The sequence below is a fragment of the Streptomyces sp. SS1-1 genome, assembly GCF_008973465.1.
Taxonomy (GTDB): domain Bacteria; phylum Actinomycetota; class Actinomycetes; order Streptomycetales; family Streptomycetaceae; genus Streptomyces.
In genome coordinates this window covers 5,919,919-5,934,909 of record NZ_WBXN01000004.1, presented here as the reverse complement: position 1 = coordinate 5,934,909, position 14,991 = coordinate 5,919,919, and the positions used below count along the sequence as shown (strand labels likewise).

The 14,991-nt window shown below is 68.7% G+C and carries 14 protein-coding genes and 1 pseudogene; 6 read left to right on the top strand and 9 right to left on the bottom strand.

Features of this window, described 5'->3' with window-relative positions; translation table 11 throughout:
- Positions 1–45: 45 nt before the first annotated feature.
- Positions 46–1,614, top strand: a complete 1,569-nt coding sequence (locus tag F8R89_RS28530) for an alpha/beta fold hydrolase (protein ID WP_151786629.1) — start codon at positions 46–48, stop codon at positions 1,612–1,614.
- Between the two features lie 423 nt (positions 1,615–2,037).
- Here F8R89_RS28530 and F8R89_RS28525 read toward each other — a convergent pair whose 3' ends face one another.
- Positions 2,038–2,445, bottom strand: coding sequence for a DUF6278 family protein (locus F8R89_RS28525; RefSeq protein ID WP_151786628.1), 408 nt, complete (start codon positions 2,443–2,445; stop codon positions 2,038–2,040).
- A 164-nt stretch (positions 2,446–2,609) separates the two neighbouring features.
- Here F8R89_RS28525 and F8R89_RS28520 point away from each other — a divergent pair, with 164 nt between their 5' ends.
- Positions 2,610–4,403, top strand: coding sequence for an SGNH/GDSL hydrolase family protein (locus F8R89_RS28520; protein ID WP_151786627.1), 1,794 nt, complete (start codon positions 2,610–2,612; stop codon positions 4,401–4,403).
- Positions 4,404–4,419: 16 nt separating this feature from the next.
- Here the strand turns inward: F8R89_RS28520 and F8R89_RS28515 are convergent, their stop codons facing one another.
- The 7 genes from F8R89_RS28515 to F8R89_RS28485 all read right to left on the bottom strand — a co-directional run bounded on the left by F8R89_RS28515 (position 4,420) and on the right by F8R89_RS28485 (position 11,227).
- Positions 4,420–5,199: an exodeoxyribonuclease III gene (locus F8R89_RS28515; protein WP_151786626.1), complete on the bottom strand. Its 780-nt coding sequence runs from the start codon at positions 5,197–5,199 to the stop codon at positions 4,420–4,422.
- 56 nt (positions 5,200–5,255) lie between these two features.
- Positions 5,256–5,891, bottom strand: coding sequence for an MBL fold metallo-hydrolase (locus F8R89_RS28510; RefSeq protein WP_151786625.1), 636 nt, complete (start codon positions 5,889–5,891; stop codon positions 5,256–5,258).
- A 33-nt stretch (positions 5,892–5,924) separates the two neighbouring features.
- Positions 5,925–7,223 (bottom strand): 4-carboxymuconolactone decarboxylase, encoded by a 1,299-nt coding sequence (pcaC, locus tag F8R89_RS28505; RefSeq protein ID WP_151786624.1) that lies wholly within the window; start codon positions 7,221–7,223, stop codon positions 5,925–5,927.
- Between the two features lie 466 nt (positions 7,224–7,689).
- Entirely contained in the window at positions 7,690–8,895 is a 1,206-nt protein-coding gene (locus tag F8R89_RS28500) for a site-specific integrase (protein ID WP_225994522.1), read from the bottom strand.
- 248 nt (positions 8,896–9,143) lie between these two features.
- Positions 9,144–9,308, bottom strand: coding sequence for a hypothetical protein (locus F8R89_RS36920; protein WP_225994521.1), 165 nt, complete (start codon positions 9,306–9,308; stop codon positions 9,144–9,146).
- A gap of 783 nt (positions 9,309–10,091) precedes the next feature.
- On the bottom strand, positions 10,092–10,325 hold the full coding sequence (locus F8R89_RS28490; RefSeq protein WP_151786623.1) for a DUF397 domain-containing protein: 234 nt from the start codon (positions 10,323–10,325) through the stop codon (positions 10,092–10,094).
- Positions 10,322–11,227, bottom strand: coding sequence for a helix-turn-helix domain-containing protein (locus F8R89_RS28485; RefSeq protein ID WP_151786622.1), 906 nt, complete (start codon positions 11,225–11,227; stop codon positions 10,322–10,324). Before F8R89_RS28485 ends, F8R89_RS28490 begins: the two co-directional genes overlap by 4 nt.
- A 174-nt stretch (positions 11,228–11,401) precedes the next feature.
- Here F8R89_RS28485 and F8R89_RS28480 point away from each other — a divergent pair, with 174 nt between their 5' ends.
- The 3 genes from F8R89_RS28480 (at position 11,402) to F8R89_RS28470 (ending at position 13,823) form a co-directional block, all read left to right on the top strand.
- Positions 11,402–12,121 (top strand): hypothetical protein, encoded by a 720-nt coding sequence (locus F8R89_RS28480; RefSeq protein ID WP_225994661.1) that lies wholly within the window; start codon positions 11,402–11,404, stop codon positions 12,119–12,121.
- A gap of 49 nt (positions 12,122–12,170) precedes the next feature.
- A complete protein-coding gene (locus F8R89_RS28475) occupies positions 12,171–12,938 on the top strand; it encodes a transposase (protein WP_151786620.1) in 768 nt (255 codons plus the stop codon).
- Positions 12,939–12,975: 37 nt separating this feature from the next.
- A protein-coding gene (locus F8R89_RS28470; RefSeq protein ID WP_413251273.1) for an IS5 family transposase occupies positions 12,976–13,823 on the top strand; the annotation gives its coding sequence in 2 pieces (ribosomal slippage) (positions 12,976–12,999 and positions 13,002–13,823; 846 coding nt in all).
- Between the two features lie 84 nt (positions 13,824–13,907).
- Here the strand turns inward: F8R89_RS28470 and F8R89_RS36915 are convergent.
- Positions 13,908–14,201, bottom strand: a pseudogene (locus F8R89_RS36915) (transporter); the annotation flags it as partial.
- A 419-nt stretch (positions 14,202–14,620) separates the two neighbouring features.
- On the opposite strand from F8R89_RS36915, the gene F8R89_RS28460 reads away from it, so the two are divergent.
- Positions 14,621–14,896, top strand: coding sequence for a helix-turn-helix transcriptional regulator (locus F8R89_RS28460; protein WP_151786619.1), 276 nt, complete (start codon positions 14,621–14,623; stop codon positions 14,894–14,896).
- The last annotated feature ends 95 nt before the right edge of the window (positions 14,897–14,991 follow it).

Below are 14,991 nucleotides of genomic sequence, written 5' to 3'. Positions count from 1 at the left end.
GTTACCGTCGGGTCACTTTGCACGCAGACGAGCGAGGAGTGACCCGTGGGAATCCAACGCCCCGCCCCGCGCACGACCGCCGTGGGCATCGTCGCCGCGACCCTCGTCGCCGGGGGCGTCCTCGGGTCCGCCCCGGCGGCCCAGGCGGCCCCGAACGGCGTCCGGTTCGTGGACATCACCGGCGACGGCGGCATCACCCTGAAGGCCAACGTCGTCACACCGTCCGGCGCCCGCCCCGGCAGCCGCTACCCGCTGCTCGTCCTGCCCACGAGCTGGGGCCTGCCCCAGATCGAGTACGCGGCGCAGGCGCAGAAGCTCGCGGACTCCGGCTATGTCGTGGTCAGTTACAACGTGCGCGGCTTCTGGCAGTCGGGCGGCGAGATAGAAGTCGCCGGGCCACCGGACATAGCCGACGCCTCCCGGGTCATCGACTGGGCCCTGGCCAACACCCCCGCCGACCCGCGGCACATCGGCATGGCGGGCGTGTCGTACGGCGCCGGGATCAGCCTGCTCGCCGCCGCGCACGACAAGCGGGTCCGGGCGGTCGCCGCGCTCAGCGGCTGGGCCGACCTGATCGGCTCGATCTACTCCGGCCGCACCCAGCATGTGCAGGCGGGCGCCCTGCTGGACGGCGCGGGCCGCGTCACCGGACGCGAGGGCGCGGAACTCAAGGGCATCTTCCGCGACTTCTACGCCTCCGATCTGTCCCGCGAACAGGACCTGATCGAGTGGGGGAAGAAGCGTTCGGCCGGGACGTACGTCGACCAGCTGAACGACAGCGGCGCCGCCGTGATGCTGGCCAACGCCTGGGGCGACACCATCTTCCCGCCCAACCAGTACGCGGACTTCTACGAGAAGCTGACGGGCCCGAAGCGCCTGGAGATGCGCCCCGGCGACCACGCCACCCCGGAGATCACGGGCCTGCTCGGCGTGCCCAACGACGTCTGGAAGGACACCGAGCGCTGGTTCGACCGGCATCTGCGGGGCGAGGACAACGGCATCGACCGCGAACCACCCGTCCAGCTCAAGCCCCGTTCCAGCGGCGGCTACGAGGGCTACCCGGACTGGAAGTCCGTCGCCGCGACCGAACGGAAGATCTCCCTCGGCGGCTCGACCACCATCCGGGCGAACGTCGACTCCGGCGCGGACGGCGGTGTCGTGTTCCTCTCCAGCATCCTCGACCAGGTGGCCCAGCTGCCCCCGATGGCCTCGATCCCGCTCCTCCCCCGGCGCTGGGCGGCCGTCTGGCAGTCCGCCAAGTACCCGGCCGCACAGCACATCCGGGGAACGGCGAAGCTGCACACCACCGTCACACCGACCGAGGAGAGCGGCACCCTCGTCGCCTATCTGTACGACGTGGGCCCGCTCGGCCTCGGCAAGCTGGTCAGCAACGCGCCGTACACCTTCCACGGGCGTACGCCCGGGCAGCCGTTCGGTCTCGACCTGGGGCTGTACTCCACGGCCTGGGACGTCCCGGCCGGGCACCGCCTCGCCCTGGTCGTCGACACGGTCGACCCGCTCTACATCGAGCACAACCCGTCCGGCGCGCGGCTGACCTTCTCCTCGCCGGCGGACGACCCGTCGTACGTGTCGATCCCCCTGCGCGAGCAGTGATCTCCGGCCGGCGCCGGGCGGGTATGGCTCTGTGACTGCTGCCCCCTGCCGCCCCGTGATCCCGGGGCCGTGGGGGGTTCCCCACCCGGCAGCAGCGTCCCTGGTCGCGGCCGGGGCCACCTCCATGGCCCGGGGGACGGACGAATCATCGTAGTCGAGGTCGCGGCGGGCGTGGATCGCGGTGGGGGAAAACCCCCGTGACCACGCCCGCGCCGCCCTCCCGTACGGGCGGCTCCCCTTCGTGTGTGTCGACGTCGCGCGGTTCGGCCATCGGATCGCCGGTCATGCCCAGCCCCAGTCCTCTTCAGCTGTGATGCGGTGGCCGCAAACTATCCAGGCCGGAGGGGACTCGACGTACGACACGCACTTTTCGGGCATAAGCCGTATTTACACCGTTCTTATCCGGAAACACAGGTCAAAGCCTTACGTCTCGGCCGCCTCCGCGTACCACTGCGACAGTTCGGGCACGCCGTTCCCCGCCCACTCGTGCCCGGCGGCCACGACGTCGAACTCCCGTCCCGAGGCGAGCCGTACGACCGGCTGGCCGTCGGGCCGGATCATCCAGGCGGCCCCCCGCACCGTGCGCACGAGGACCGTGCCGAGGTAGAGCCCCGCGTCGTTGCCGAGCCACGGCAGGATCTCCGCGTCGTCGCGCCAGCGCGGCTGCAACTGGTCGAGCGCCTCCAACGACTCGGCGCTGTCGTCGAGTCGCACTCCCGCCCGGGAGGCGAGGGACCTCAACAGCTCGCATTCGGCGAGGAGTTCGGCGATGCCCTCGGGGTCGACGGCGCCGCGTCTCTCCGGCCGGCCGCCCAGAAAAGGGATCTTCATACCTCCAGCGTGTCATTCGCACGGCCGAACGCACCACAGGCGCGCGGACCGTCGGTTCGGGTCGAGTTCACGCCGGGTTCGCGCATGGCGCGTTGACGAGTCACCTCCGCCTCTCTACGGTCTCGGTGCGTCACGCGTCTCAGCGGAACCACTCGTCCGAAGTCATGTGCGGCCGTGAACGGGAGGAGTCGAAGGTGCGCCGACGCAGGTGGAGTTCCGCCGCCGTCCTGGCCCTCTTCACCGTGCTGGTGCCCGGCGTCCCGGCGCACGCGGCCACCGCGCGCGGACCCGGACCGCTGCCCCTGGAACGGCTCTTCGACAACACGGCCGTCAGCGACGACACCCGGCCCGCCGAGGCCGACTTCGACGGCTCGGGCGCCTCGCTGTCCGCGCGGGCCCTCACCGCCGCCGGCTGGACACCGGGCCGCGCGCTCACCGTCCAGGGCGCCCGGCTGACCTGGCGCGGGCGCGGCGGCGTCCCGGACAACGTACGGGCCGCCGGGCAGGAGGTGCGGCTGCGGGGCCGGGGCGACGCCCTCGCCTTCCTGGTGGCCGGCACGGCCGGCACCGACGTGACCGGCGCCGGTGCCGTCACCTACGCCGACGGCACCCGGTCCGCGTACGCCCTCACCGCCCCCGACTGGCGCACCGGCCCGCTCGCCACGAAGGCGGTCGCCCTCACGCACCTCAACACACCCGGCGGCCCGCTCGCCGAACGGCCCCGGCTGTACGTCGTGACGGTGCCCCTCGCGGCCGGGCGCGAGGTCGCCTCCGTACGGCTGCCCCGGGCGCCCGCGCTGCATGTGTTCGCGCTCGCCGTGCGCGCCCCCGCGACCGGCTGGACGGGCAGCTGGGCGACCGCCGCCGGGGGCTACCCGGCCGTCGGTCCCTGGACGGACCGGACGCTGCGGCTCGTGGTGCACACCTCGGTGGGCGGGCCACGGGTGCGGCTGCGGTTCGACAACACGTTCGCGGCGGGACCGGTGCGGATCGGGAGCGCGACCGTGTCGGTGCAGGGTGCGGGCGCGGAGGCGGCGGGCCCGCCGGCGCGTGTCTCCTTCGGCGGGGCGCGGGGCGCGCTGATCCCGGCGGGCGCCCAGGCGTACAGCGATCCGCTGGGCTTCCGGGTGCCGGAGGACGCGCGTCTGCTGGTGAGCTTCCACCTGCCCGGGACCGTGCCGGCGGCGCCCGTGCACCGGCTCGCGCAGCAGCGGTCGTACGTGAGCGAGCCGGGGGACCACACGGGGGACGTCTCCGGAGCGGCCTTTCCGACCGTCCTGACCAGCTGGCCGCTGCTGACCGGGGTCGACGTGTCCGGCGGTCCCGGTTCCGTGGTGCTGCTCGGCGACTCCATCACGGACGGCGACCACTCGACGCCGGACGCCGACCGGCGGTGGCCGGACGTCCTCGCGGACCGGCTGCTCGGGCAGAGCGAGGTGCCGCGCTACGGCGTGCTCAACGAGGGGATCTCCGGCAACCGCGTGGTCTCCGACCGGTATCCCGGTGACGGCGTCTCCACCGACACCTCAGGAGTGAGCGCGCTGCACCGCTTCGACCGGGACGTCCTGGCGCAGACGTCGGTGCGGACGGCGGTCGTGTTCGAGGGGATCAACGACGTGCGCTGGCAGGCCACGGCCGAGCAGGTCGTCGCCGGGCTGCGGGCGCTCGCCGAGCGCGGGCACGCGCACGGGCTGCGGATGCTGGCGGCGACGATCCTGCCCTGCGAGGGCGAGGCGCGCTGCACCCCGGCCGTCGACGCCGAGCGGACCAGGATCAACGACTGGATCCGGCAGGCCGGCGTCTTCGACGGGGTGCTCGACTTCGACGCCGTGGTGCGCGACCCGGCGCGTCCGGCGCGGATGCTGCCGGCCTACGACAGCGGCGACCATCTGCACCCGGGGGACGCGGGGCTCGCCGCGCTGGCGGGGTCGGTGGATCTGCGCTCGCTGGTGCCGTGAGGCCCGCGGGGGCCCTCTAGACGTCCAGGTCGACCACGACGGGCGCGTGGTCGGAGGCGCCCTTGCCCTTGCGCTCCTCGCGGTCCACGTAGGAGTCGCCGACGGCCTTCGCGAACGCCTCGTTGCCGTACACGAGGTCGATGCGCATGCCGCGGTTCTTCGGGAAGCCGAGCTGGCGGTAGTCCCAGTACGTGAAAGGCTGGTCGTACTTCAGGGGGCGCGGGACCACGTCGGTCAGGCCCGTCTCGCGCAGGGAGGCGAGCGCGGCGCGCTCGGCCGGGGTGACGTGCGTGGAGCCCTCGAACGCGGCCCGGTCGTAGACGTCGTCGTCCGTCGGCGCCACGTTGTAGTCGCCCATCACCGCGAAGGGGCGGCTGCCGGCCGCGTCCCCGGCGACGGCCGCCTTCAGGGCCTCGAACCACTGGAGCTTGTACGCGAAGTGGGGGTGGTCCACCTCGCGGCCGTTCGGCACGTAGACCGACCAGACGCGGACCGGGCCGCAGGTCGCGGAGATCGCGCGGGGCTCCACGGAGCCGTCGTAGCCGGGGTCGCCGGGCAGGCCCTTGACGACGTCCTCGATGCCGACGCGGGAGAGCACCGCCACCCCGTTCCACCGGCCGGTGGCGTGGACCGCCGCCTCGTAGCCGAGGTCGCGCAGCGCGTCGAAGGGGAACTGCTCCTCGGCGACCTTGGCCTCCTGCAGGCACAGCACGTCGGTGCCGCTGCTCTCCAGCCAGGCGAGCAGCCTGGGCAGGCGGGCGGTGATCGAGTTCACGTTCCAGGTCGCGATACGCATGCCTCACAACCTACCGGGCGGGTCCGACAACGCGGTCCCGCCCGGGGTGCGCCCCCTCACACGTCGGCCGAGTCCCCCGCGCCGAGCCGCAGGTGGTCGGTGCCGCCGAGGGCGCCGATCTGGCGGTCGTAGATCGGGCGGGCCAGGTCGGTGAGGAGGGCGTCGTGGATGTCGTACGCGCGCTGCGGCTTCAGCTCGCGGACGTAGTCGATGACCTCGGAGATCTTGTTCCACGGGGCCATGACGGGGAGCATCAGCGTCTCCACGCGCCGGGACGGCACGGTCAGGGCGTCGCCCGGGTGGAAGACCCTGCCGGCGTCCACGAGGTAGCCGACGTTGGTGATGCGCGGGATGTCCGGGTGGATGACGGCGTGCAGCTCGCCGTGCACCTCGACGTCGAAGCCGGCGGCGGTGAAGGTGTCGCCGTGGCCGACGGTGTGCACACGGCCGGGGAAGGCCGCCGAGAGCTGCTCCGCGACGGACCGCAGGGTCCAGATCTCGGTCGCCGGGTCGGCCTCCAGGGCCGCGCGCAGACGTCCCTCGTCGAAGTGGTCGGGGTGCTCGTGGGTGACGAGGATCGCCTCGGCGCCCGCCGTGGCGTCCCACTCCGTGAACCCGCCGGGGTCGATGACGAGCGTCCGGCCGGACTTCTCCAGCCGGACGCACGCGTGCGACTTCTTCGTGAGCTTCATGGGTCCATCCTGACGCGCCCGGGTGGCGGGCGCTCACCCCTCCGGCGTGGTCTCCTCGCGGATGACCTGCTGGGCGACCTTGAACGCGCTGTTCGCGGCCGGGACACCGCAGTACACGGCGGCCTGGAGCAGCACCTCCTTGATCTCGCCGGGGGTGAGGCCGTTGCGCAGGGCGGCCCGCGTGTGGGCGGCCAGCTCGTCCAGGTGCCCGCCCGCGACGAGCGCGGTGAGGGTGACACAGCTGCGGGTGCGCCGGTCGAGGCCGGGCCGGTCCCAGATCTCCCCCCAGGCGTACCGGGTGAGCAGCTCCTGGAAGTCGCCGGAGAACTCGTCGGCCTGCGCGAGGGTCTGGTCGACGTGCGCGTCGCCGAGGACCTCACGGCGGACCTTGATCCCGGTGTCGTACGGGTCCGGGCGGCCCGCCGTCTGCGCCGGGGCGGCGGCGGCCGAGGCGATCTCGGCGATGGGCGCGGGCTGCGCGGGCGCCACGACCGGGGCCGGCCGGACGGGCGCGGCGACCACGGCCAGCTGCCCTGTGGTGTCGTAGGCGGGCTGCCACGCGGTGGAGAAGTGCCGCACCAGCAGGTCGGTGACGGCAGCGGGCTGCTCGACGGGCACCAGGTGGGAGGCGCCGGGGACGACCGCGAGCCGGGCGTCGGGTATCCCGGCGACCAGCGTGCGCGCCTCGGCGGGCCCGGTGACCTGGTCGTCGGAGCCGACGAGGACGAGAGTGGGCACGGTGACGCCGGGGAGCTGCGGCCGTACGTCGAAGGAGGCGAGGGCCTCGCAGGCGGCGATGTAGCAGCCGGGGTCGGTGGTGCGCACCATCTGGACGGCCCACTCGGTGATGGCGGGCTGCGCGGCCGCGAATCCGGAGGTGAACCAGCGGTCGGGCGAGGTGCGGGCGATCGGGTCGAGGCCGTTCGACCGCACGATCACACCCCGCTGCCGGAACTCGTCGGCGGTGCCGAAGCGCGGGGAGGCGGCGATCAGGGCGAGCGACGCGACGCGCTCCGGGTGGCGCAGCGCCAGCTCGATGCCGACCGCGCCGCCGAGCGCGCACCCCGCGTACCCGAAGCGCTGCACGCCGAGCCCGTCGAGGGTGGCGAGCAGGCGCTGGGCGAGGTCGGTGACGGAACCGGCCGGGTGGGCCGGGGCGCCGCCGTGCCCGGGGAGGTCGAAGCGGAAGACACGCCACTGCTGGGTCAGCTCGGGGACCTGCCGGTCCCACATGTGCCATGTGGTACCCAGTGAGGGACCGAGGATCAGGACCGGGGCGTCTTCTGGCCCGTCAAAGCGGTATTGCAGGGTGTTCGGTGGTGTCTCGCTCACCCGTCTGAGCCTCTCATCTGTCACGAGATGTCACATCGCCGGGGTGAACCTAGTGGGCCTTGCCCCGCTCCGACACTGCCGGACCTCCCGACGAGAGCCCAGGTATACCTTCTCCGGCATGTACTCGTGGCCGTGTCGGCAGTGGGCCTTCCGGGCGCATGCCCTCCTTCAGCCGCTACGAGCAACGCTTTCCTCTTTGATCACGGCCTCCAGGCGGTTCGTGTTGCAGCATCGAGTGTGGTGGCACGGACGAGGCTCGGCGTGACTCACCTGAAAACCTTCCGGATTCCCGCCCAACAGCAGCTTGAACACCACACGGTGAACGCTTGGTAGAAGGCTTGGCCGTAGCCGGATGCTCTCAGTTACAGCCACCGATCCAAAACCAGCAAGCGGACTCCGAATCCACCTCGCCCCAATCCTGCTGGCCATACGGCTCGCAAGTCGCTCGGCTGATAGTCCGCGTGGCTCACTCTTGCCGCTCCGACGCACCCCCGTGCAGGCCATCCCAAGTGGTGGCGGCTCCGCGAAGATCTTCTACATCCGGCTTGACGTACCACCGCTTGGTCGTCTTCACGTTCGTATGTCCGGTCCATCGCGCGAGGATGTGGTCCGGGACGCCGTTGTTGGCCAGGAAGGTGAAGCACGACGAGCGTGCGTCGTAAAGCCTGACGCGACGGAGCCCGAGGAGCTCCATAAGCCGATACGCGCGTCGGCGAAGTTGCTTGATTGTGAAGGCGTCGCCCGCCTCGTGCGCCAGCACGTAGCCCGACACCGTGTACGCCTCCCCCAGAGCGAGCCTCTCCTCGGCTTGGAGAGCCCGGAATGCCTTGAGGGCTCCCAGCACCAGCGCCGGCAGCGGCAGATCCCGCTCACCCGCAAGAGACTTGGTGTCCTTCTCCACCACGTAGCGGTTGCCCATCATCGTGCGCGTGTTGGCAATGACGATCGTGGCGTTCTCCAAGTCAACGTCTTCCCACCGGAGGCCGCAGACTTCAGCTGGACGAAGCCCCATCAGCGAAAGAAGAAGCGCAGCATAGAGCCGCTCACCTCTAATTCCATGTATGAATTTCTGAACCTCCTGGACATTCCAGGGCGGCACCTCCTCTTTAGTCTTCCGCTCTTCCTTGCGCGCCCTCCGGGGAATGGTCACGTACGCAGCAACATTGACATACACCAATCGCCGGGTAACGGCTCTCCCCAGCGCTTCCGTCAGCCGAGCGAGGCTCATATCCACACTCGTGACACTGAGTGGCGTACCGGCCCTTTTACCACGCACGCGGCCATGCGCAAGCGCCCAGTCCCTCCACTCTTCCACGTGCTCTTCAGTAAGGTCCTGGAGACGGATATTGCCGAGCCTCCCTCGAACCCGGTCCAGGGTAATCCTGTAGTTGTAGATGGTGGTTTCTTCGAGGTCCTCCGCTTTCATGGCCAGCCATCGGTCGAGCCACTCATTCACGGTGATCTTGTTGGGCGGCACAAGCGACCCATCATGCCGCCGATTAGTTATGTTCGCGTACTCAGCCCTAGCTTCCTTCAACGAGTCGAAGGTGCGCCTCAACTGCTTACGCTTACCAGTTTCGGGGTCGATTCCTGCGTCGACAACAAACCGGTATCGAACCTTCCCCTTCGAGTTCGGCGGAAGTTTCTTGATGGGATCGGACAGAATACTCACTCTCCTTGAGGGTGTGGAAACTGCACACGAGCGGAGGAGCCACTGCGCTTCAGCGAAGGGTGCCGCGGGCATCACGACTGCGGCAGCCGATGCTCCTTCTCTTCCTCCCCGGTGGTTTGGGGAGCGCTGCCTTCTTCTGTGTCTGCTATGGCTCCACCGCCAAGTACAGCCAAATGCGGACCTGCTCAATGGTCGCGACGATCGCCGGTTTGGCTAACCGGCGATCGTGGTCTATGTTGCGCGCTGCATCACGAACCCGGCGTCTGCTTGGGCTCGCCATCGGCGAGGGAAAGGAGATATGAGCGCAAGGCTCGGGGATTGCCGTCCGAGGCGACCGTCAGCAGGCCGTCGGCCGTGAGCTGGTCGAGATCTCGCGTAGCGCGGCGCTCGGGAATCCTGATGGCCTGTGCCACTTGCCGTGTTGTGGCACCGGGATGCCCCGCAACATAGACGAGGACGACACGATCACCGCAGTACCCTCGTTGCAGGAGATCCTCACCGAATAGGCCAGCCGGGCAGACGCAGAGCCCGGTGGATCCCGCAAGGTAGTCACCCGTCGCTTGGCCGATCCAGGCATTCAGTCCGCCAAGGACAAAGAGTGCCGGTGAAGTGAAGCGGGCAGATCGGATAGCGGAGTCTGACAGACGGGCCTCCCAAGTAGGGGCCACGCCAGCGGGACAACTCACGCAACGCATCATTCCGAGCAGTTTCGGAAACCTGAGCGCAGCCGACGAGCAGCACCGTCTGACCTGGCGTTTCGCGGGACGTTGTACGTTGACATGGTCCCGGCCTAGCTTTCCAGTCTTTCGGCGCCATTCCTTGTCTGCCGTCGGCGAATCCCCTGCTTACCGTCTCATGAGGGGTTGATCCGGTACGGACGCGACGCGGGAAAGGCTCGCCGCAGCATCACGAACGCCCTGGGAAACCGAGGGGAATGATTCGTCCGCTTCCACCCAAATGACGAAGTCAGCGACGGCCGGCGTCGACAGGGCGGGTCCGTCGCGACGAGGAGAGCAACCCGCGGCCGGGCGGTGCTCCGTTGAACGGCATATTAGGTGGCGATGCCTCGGAGACGGCGGCCACGGACTGCGGACGAGATTCGCCGTGTGGCTGGGCCGGGCAGCGGGCAGGAACGCTCGGGCCGGCCCCATCTGCCGTGGGGCCGGCCCTTTGTCGTACGGTGCTTCAGGACGGGATCACAGATCGAGCAGGAAGTCGAAGTCCGTGTCCTTCGCGCCGAGCAGCCACGCCTTGGCCTCGGCCGGGGTGAAGACCTGGGGCGGGCGACCAGGGTTCTGCGAGTCACCGATCAGGACGTACCCGTCCTTGACGGCGACCTGCACGCAGTTCCCGCCGCCGCCGCTGTACTTGGACACCGTCCACTTGACCGACGTGAGGTCGAACGAGGACGGGTCCGGCTTCGCTGTCACTGTTCTAGCTCCTTGATCCTTTTCTTGAGGCGCGTGCGCGTCTCGTCGGGGTCCAGCGCCCGCTCCCACAGGTTGGTGAAAGCCGCGGTGTAGCGCTGCACATCATCTTCCCCGTCGAAGTACAACGAGCTGACCATCGTCTCGACCCACACAACCTGGCGGGCGGCCTCCGGAAAGGCCATTAGGACGAACGGGCCCGCAGACCCCGGGTGCAATCCGACGGCGTCTGGCAGGATTCGGATCGTGTTGCGAGGATCTTCGGACTCCTCCAGAACTCGTTCCAGTTGCCGCCTCGCCACGCTGAGGTCGCCGCCGGTGATATGGAGCGCATGCTCGTCCACCAGGGCGCGAAACTCGGCGAGTGCACCCTCTCGCACCTGCTGCTGGCGGTCCATGCGGACGTCGACGAGTGCCTTGACCTCGGATGGACGCAGATCGGGCCGCATCTGGGCGATAACCGTGTAGGCGTATTCCTCGACCTGGCAGAGGCCCGGCCAGATGTCCCGTTCATAGTTGGACAGCGCAGCGGCCCGGCGCTCCATCTTCAGGAAGCCCTCGAACTGCATGGGTCCCAGCAAGTGTGCGTTGCGTCGCCACAGGGCAGGACGTGGTCGACCGGCCGGAGTGGTGTCCGCCCCCAGTAGTGCCAGGATTTCTGAACTCTCGGAGTCGCTGGCCTGGTAGACCTCAAGCAGCGCTTCGATGAGATCCCGGGCCACACGTCGGCGCTGCCCTCGTTCGAGTCGGCTCAGCCCGCTCTTGTCGATCTTGACTCCGCGCCGGCGCAGCACTTCGTGGCCTGCAACGTCGCCCTGCGTGAGGTCCCGGCGTTCTCGCAAGTCCTCCAGGCGCAGGCCGACTTCACTGAGAGTCAGCGACCACGGCGTCTTCGCTTCTGGCATGGTGGCCAGTCTGACGGCTCGTCGCCCTCCCTACAAGCAATATGGTCGCGCAATTTGCTCGACCATATTGCTAATGGCTTGCCTTTGGGAGCATCCTAAGGGCTGTCCCGCAATGATCGGCTGGTACGCCCGGCTTCAAGGACGCGGAGCCAGGGCGGCATGATGTCATCCGTGATGAACAGTGCAGACCTGCATCCTGCCCGGATAGCGGGTTACGACGGTGGTCCCCTCACGCACCAGGTCGGGCTCTTGGATGAGCCGCTCTTCTGGCTGGGGCACCTCTACTCGTGTATCCAGAGCGAGGAGGCCGAGGAACTGCTGTTCGGCGCGGACTATGACGCGGCCGGCGACTTCCAGCGGCAGCTCTGGGAGCGGGCCGAGTGGCCGGCCTTCACGGTTCCGCTCGCTGCTGATCACCGTCTTCACGTGGTTTACCGGACAGCCGCGGATGACACCGGAACCGACTACCTCATCCACCACCCCGACTGGGGCCAGGCCGAGGTGCTCGCCCGGGATGACGGGCACTTTATGGGTCCGGGCCTGTCCTGGCCTGAACTCATGGCCGCTGCGGACAACATGCTGCCCGGAGGCAGCACCACCGACCCCCACTCCCGTCTTTTGCTCCTGCTGCCTGCGTTCGGCGACGATGCAGTGCCCGACGACGCTGTTGGCCGCCTGGCTGGTGCGCTACGCGCCCGCACACGCGTGGAAGACCCCGAGACCCTCGCCTCTGCTCTCCTGGAGGATCAAGGGGCCCCCGGTCCAGCGCGCTGGACGGTAGCCGGGCACGGATTCTCCGTGAACGATGGCGAGTACTCCTTCCGCAACCCCACCAACCCCTTCGCCTTGTCAGCCGATCGCTTGGCTCAGGTGGCCACCGCGCTGGCGCCTTGACCCACACAACAAGGTTCAACGGGAGGGTGGTGTTTGGAACGATCCAGCCGTGACTGCTGTGATCACGGCTACGCAGCCGGCGTGGATAACTCCCTTCACCGGGCTGAGCCCGCGCTGTTTCAGCAAGTTGGTGAGGATGCTGAGGCACGACGGGGCGGACGCGGTTCGAAGGGGTCGACCGTGGAGTCTGCCGCTGGAAGACCGGGTATTACTGGTCACGACGTACTGGCGCACGAACTTGACAATGCGCCAGCTCGCCCCGCTGTTCGGCATCTCGAAGTCCGCAGCTGACCGCATCATCGACCACCTCGGGCCCCTGCTCGCGCTCCGCCCGCGGAAGCGGTTCCGCAAGGACACCGTGCTCATCGTGGACGGCACCCTGGTCCCCACCCGCGACCACACTGTGGCCGAGCAGTCGAAGAACTACAGGTACTCCACCAACCAGCAGGTCGTCATCGACGCCGGCACCCGCCTGATCGTCGTCGTGGGCCGGCCTCTCGCCGGAAACCGCAACGACTGCAAGGCATGGGAGGAATCCGGCGCCAAGGCCGCCGTCGGCAAGACCATGACGATCGCCGACGGCGGCTACCCGGGCACCGGGCTCGTCATGCCCCACCGCCGACGCAATGGCGAAGACCTGTCCGACTGGAAAAAGGAGCACAACCGCTCCCACAAGCAGGTCCGCGCCCGCGTCGAGCACGTCTTCGCGCGGATGAAGACGTGGAAGATCCTGCGTGACTGCCGGCTCAAGGGTGACGGCATCCATCACGCCATGCTCGGCATCGCCCGGATACACAACCTCGCCCTCACCGGCTAGGCAGTTTCGTTTGGATCAGTTGGTCGTTGGTCCGGGTGTGCCGTTGACTGATGCGCAGTGGGCGCGCGGATCGAGCCGTTGCTCCCGGACCGGACGCCGAAGCGGGGTGGCCGCTGGCGGGACCATCGTGAGGTGATCGATGCGATCGCCTTCAAGTTCCAGACCGGTACGCAGTGGGTGCATCTGCCGGAGAAGTACGGCAACTGGCGAGGCGTCTACAACCGGCTGCGGATGTGGGCCGTCGACGGCACCTGGGAGCGGGTGTTCACCGCCCTGGTGGCCCAGGCCGACGCGGACGAAGACGTCAGCTGGGCCGTGTCGGTGGACTCCACCATCGTGCGGGCTCACCAGCACGCGGCCGGGGCCCGCAAAAAAGGGGCCTCGGCCGACGAGCCGGCCGACCATGCCATCGGCCGCTCCCGCGGCGGACTGACCACAAAGATCCACCTTGCCGCCGACGGCCGGTGTCGGCCGCTGGCGTTCGTCCTCACCGCCGGCCAGGCCGGTGACGCACCTGCCTTCACCGAGGTGATGGCCCGCCTCCGCGTTCCCCGACAGCGCGGTCGTCCGCGCACCAGACCGGACCTGGTCCTGGCCGACAAGGCCTACTCCTCCCGCCAGATCCGCGACCACCTGCGCAGACGCGGTATCCGGGCGGTGATCCCGGAGCGGGCCGATCAGCAGGCCAACCGGATGCGGCGCGGACCGGTCGGTGGCAGACCGCCGGCCTTCGACCGGGAGGCGTACAAGCAGCGCAACACCGTCGAGCGGTGCATCAACCGCTTGAAGCAGTGGCGCGGTATCGCCACCCGCTACGAGAAGACCGCGACCATCTACCTGGCCGGGCTCCACATCGCGGGCATCTTCCTCTGGTCCGCCCGATGATCCAAACGAAACTGCCTAGGGCAGCGACCACACGGCGATCGGCCCTGCCCTGGGTGACTCATAGATCGTTTACGGGACAGCCCTTAGCAGCGTCTCCATGTGCGCCTCGACGAGACCCTGCACATCTGCCTCGACCTCAGCAAGACGCGGCATGACCTCGCTCACTCCGCATTGCGATGCATCCGTCCGGAACAACTTCAAGCCGACCACCCCCGTTATCGCATAGGAGATCGACAACGTCAGACAGGCAGAGATTTGTTTCCGCAACCGGCGCGAGTCACGTGAAGAACGTGTGCCGGAGGCCCGATCGACTGGTTCAGCTGCCCCGGCGCGCAGCACGCAGGCCGGTGGTACCCGTGATTCGTCGGCGTCCAGCACGAATCCAGCACAGTACACGAGATGCGGGGTTGGCGGCAGGTGACGAGGAATCAGAAAATCCAGCCCCATCCAGCACGGTGAGATTTAGGGGGCCTGACCCCGAAGAGCCAGACCTCAATTGACCTGCAGTGGTGCAACAGGGCGAACTGCGACCCATGCAACACAAAACTCATCCGTGGTAACCGTTCGTCACAGTGCTGGGCACTGCAGTGAAGTGCTGGACTCTGCCGACTCCTCGCCGGCATCGTGCCTCACACTGTCAGAGGGAACCCCTCCACGGCGAGCGAGGCAACATAGCCCCAAATCGCCGGTTAGCCAAACCGGCGATAACGCGGAGTATTGGCGGTCACCGCCATGACGGACGCATGCGGTGTCCGTAGGTCCGGCACGGGCTACCCGCCAAGACGAAAGTAATCGGAATGCACACGCAGATCGAAGAGACGGTGGGCCCTCGCTATAGCCCCGCTCACATCCGCGCCACCTGGGACGGAACGGGGAGCGTGGAGGACGCCTCAAAGGCGCTGGGATTCTCACGGGCCAAGGGATACGACCTGATCCGCAACGGGCAGTTTCCGTGCCGTGTGCTACGCATCGGCCGTAAGACGCGTGTTGTCACGGCGTCCCTACTCCGCGTCCTCGAAAGCGGAGATCCGGAGTATAACGATGCGCGCGCCGGATGCCGCCCCACGCCCTAAGCCAGCTTCGACGAGGCTCCGCTTCCGGCGGAGCTTCGTCGTTCCAAGCGCGCCCTTTCACTACCCCGCTCTGAAGGCAGACTGGCCAGCCGTGT

Excerpts from the sequence above, each read along its gene's own strand:
- F8R89_RS28460 (WP_151786619.1), top strand. The coding sequence starts at position 14,621 with ATGCACACGCAGATCGAAGAGACGGTGGGCCCTCGCTATAGCCCCGCT.
- F8R89_RS28515 (WP_151786626.1), bottom strand. The coding sequence starts at position 5,199 with ATGCGTATCGCGACCTGGAACGTGAACTCGATCACCGCCCGCCTGCCC.
- F8R89_RS28480 (WP_225994661.1), top strand. The coding sequence starts at position 11,402 with ATGAACAGTGCAGACCTGCATCCTGCCCGGATAGCGGGTTACGACGGT.
- F8R89_RS28510 (WP_151786625.1), bottom strand. The coding sequence starts at position 5,891 with ATGAAGCTCACGAAGAAGTCGCACGCGTGCGTCCGGCTGGAGAAGTCC.
- F8R89_RS28520 (WP_151786627.1), top strand. The coding sequence starts at position 2,610 with ATGTGCGGCCGTGAACGGGAGGAGTCGAAGGTGCGCCGACGCAGGTGG.
- F8R89_RS28485 (WP_151786622.1), bottom strand. The coding sequence starts at position 11,227 with ATGCCAGAAGCGAAGACGCCGTGGTCGCTGACTCTCAGTGAAGTCGGC.
- F8R89_RS28525 (WP_151786628.1), bottom strand. The coding sequence starts at position 2,445 with ATGAAGATCCCTTTTCTGGGCGGCCGGCCGGAGAGACGCGGCGCCGTC.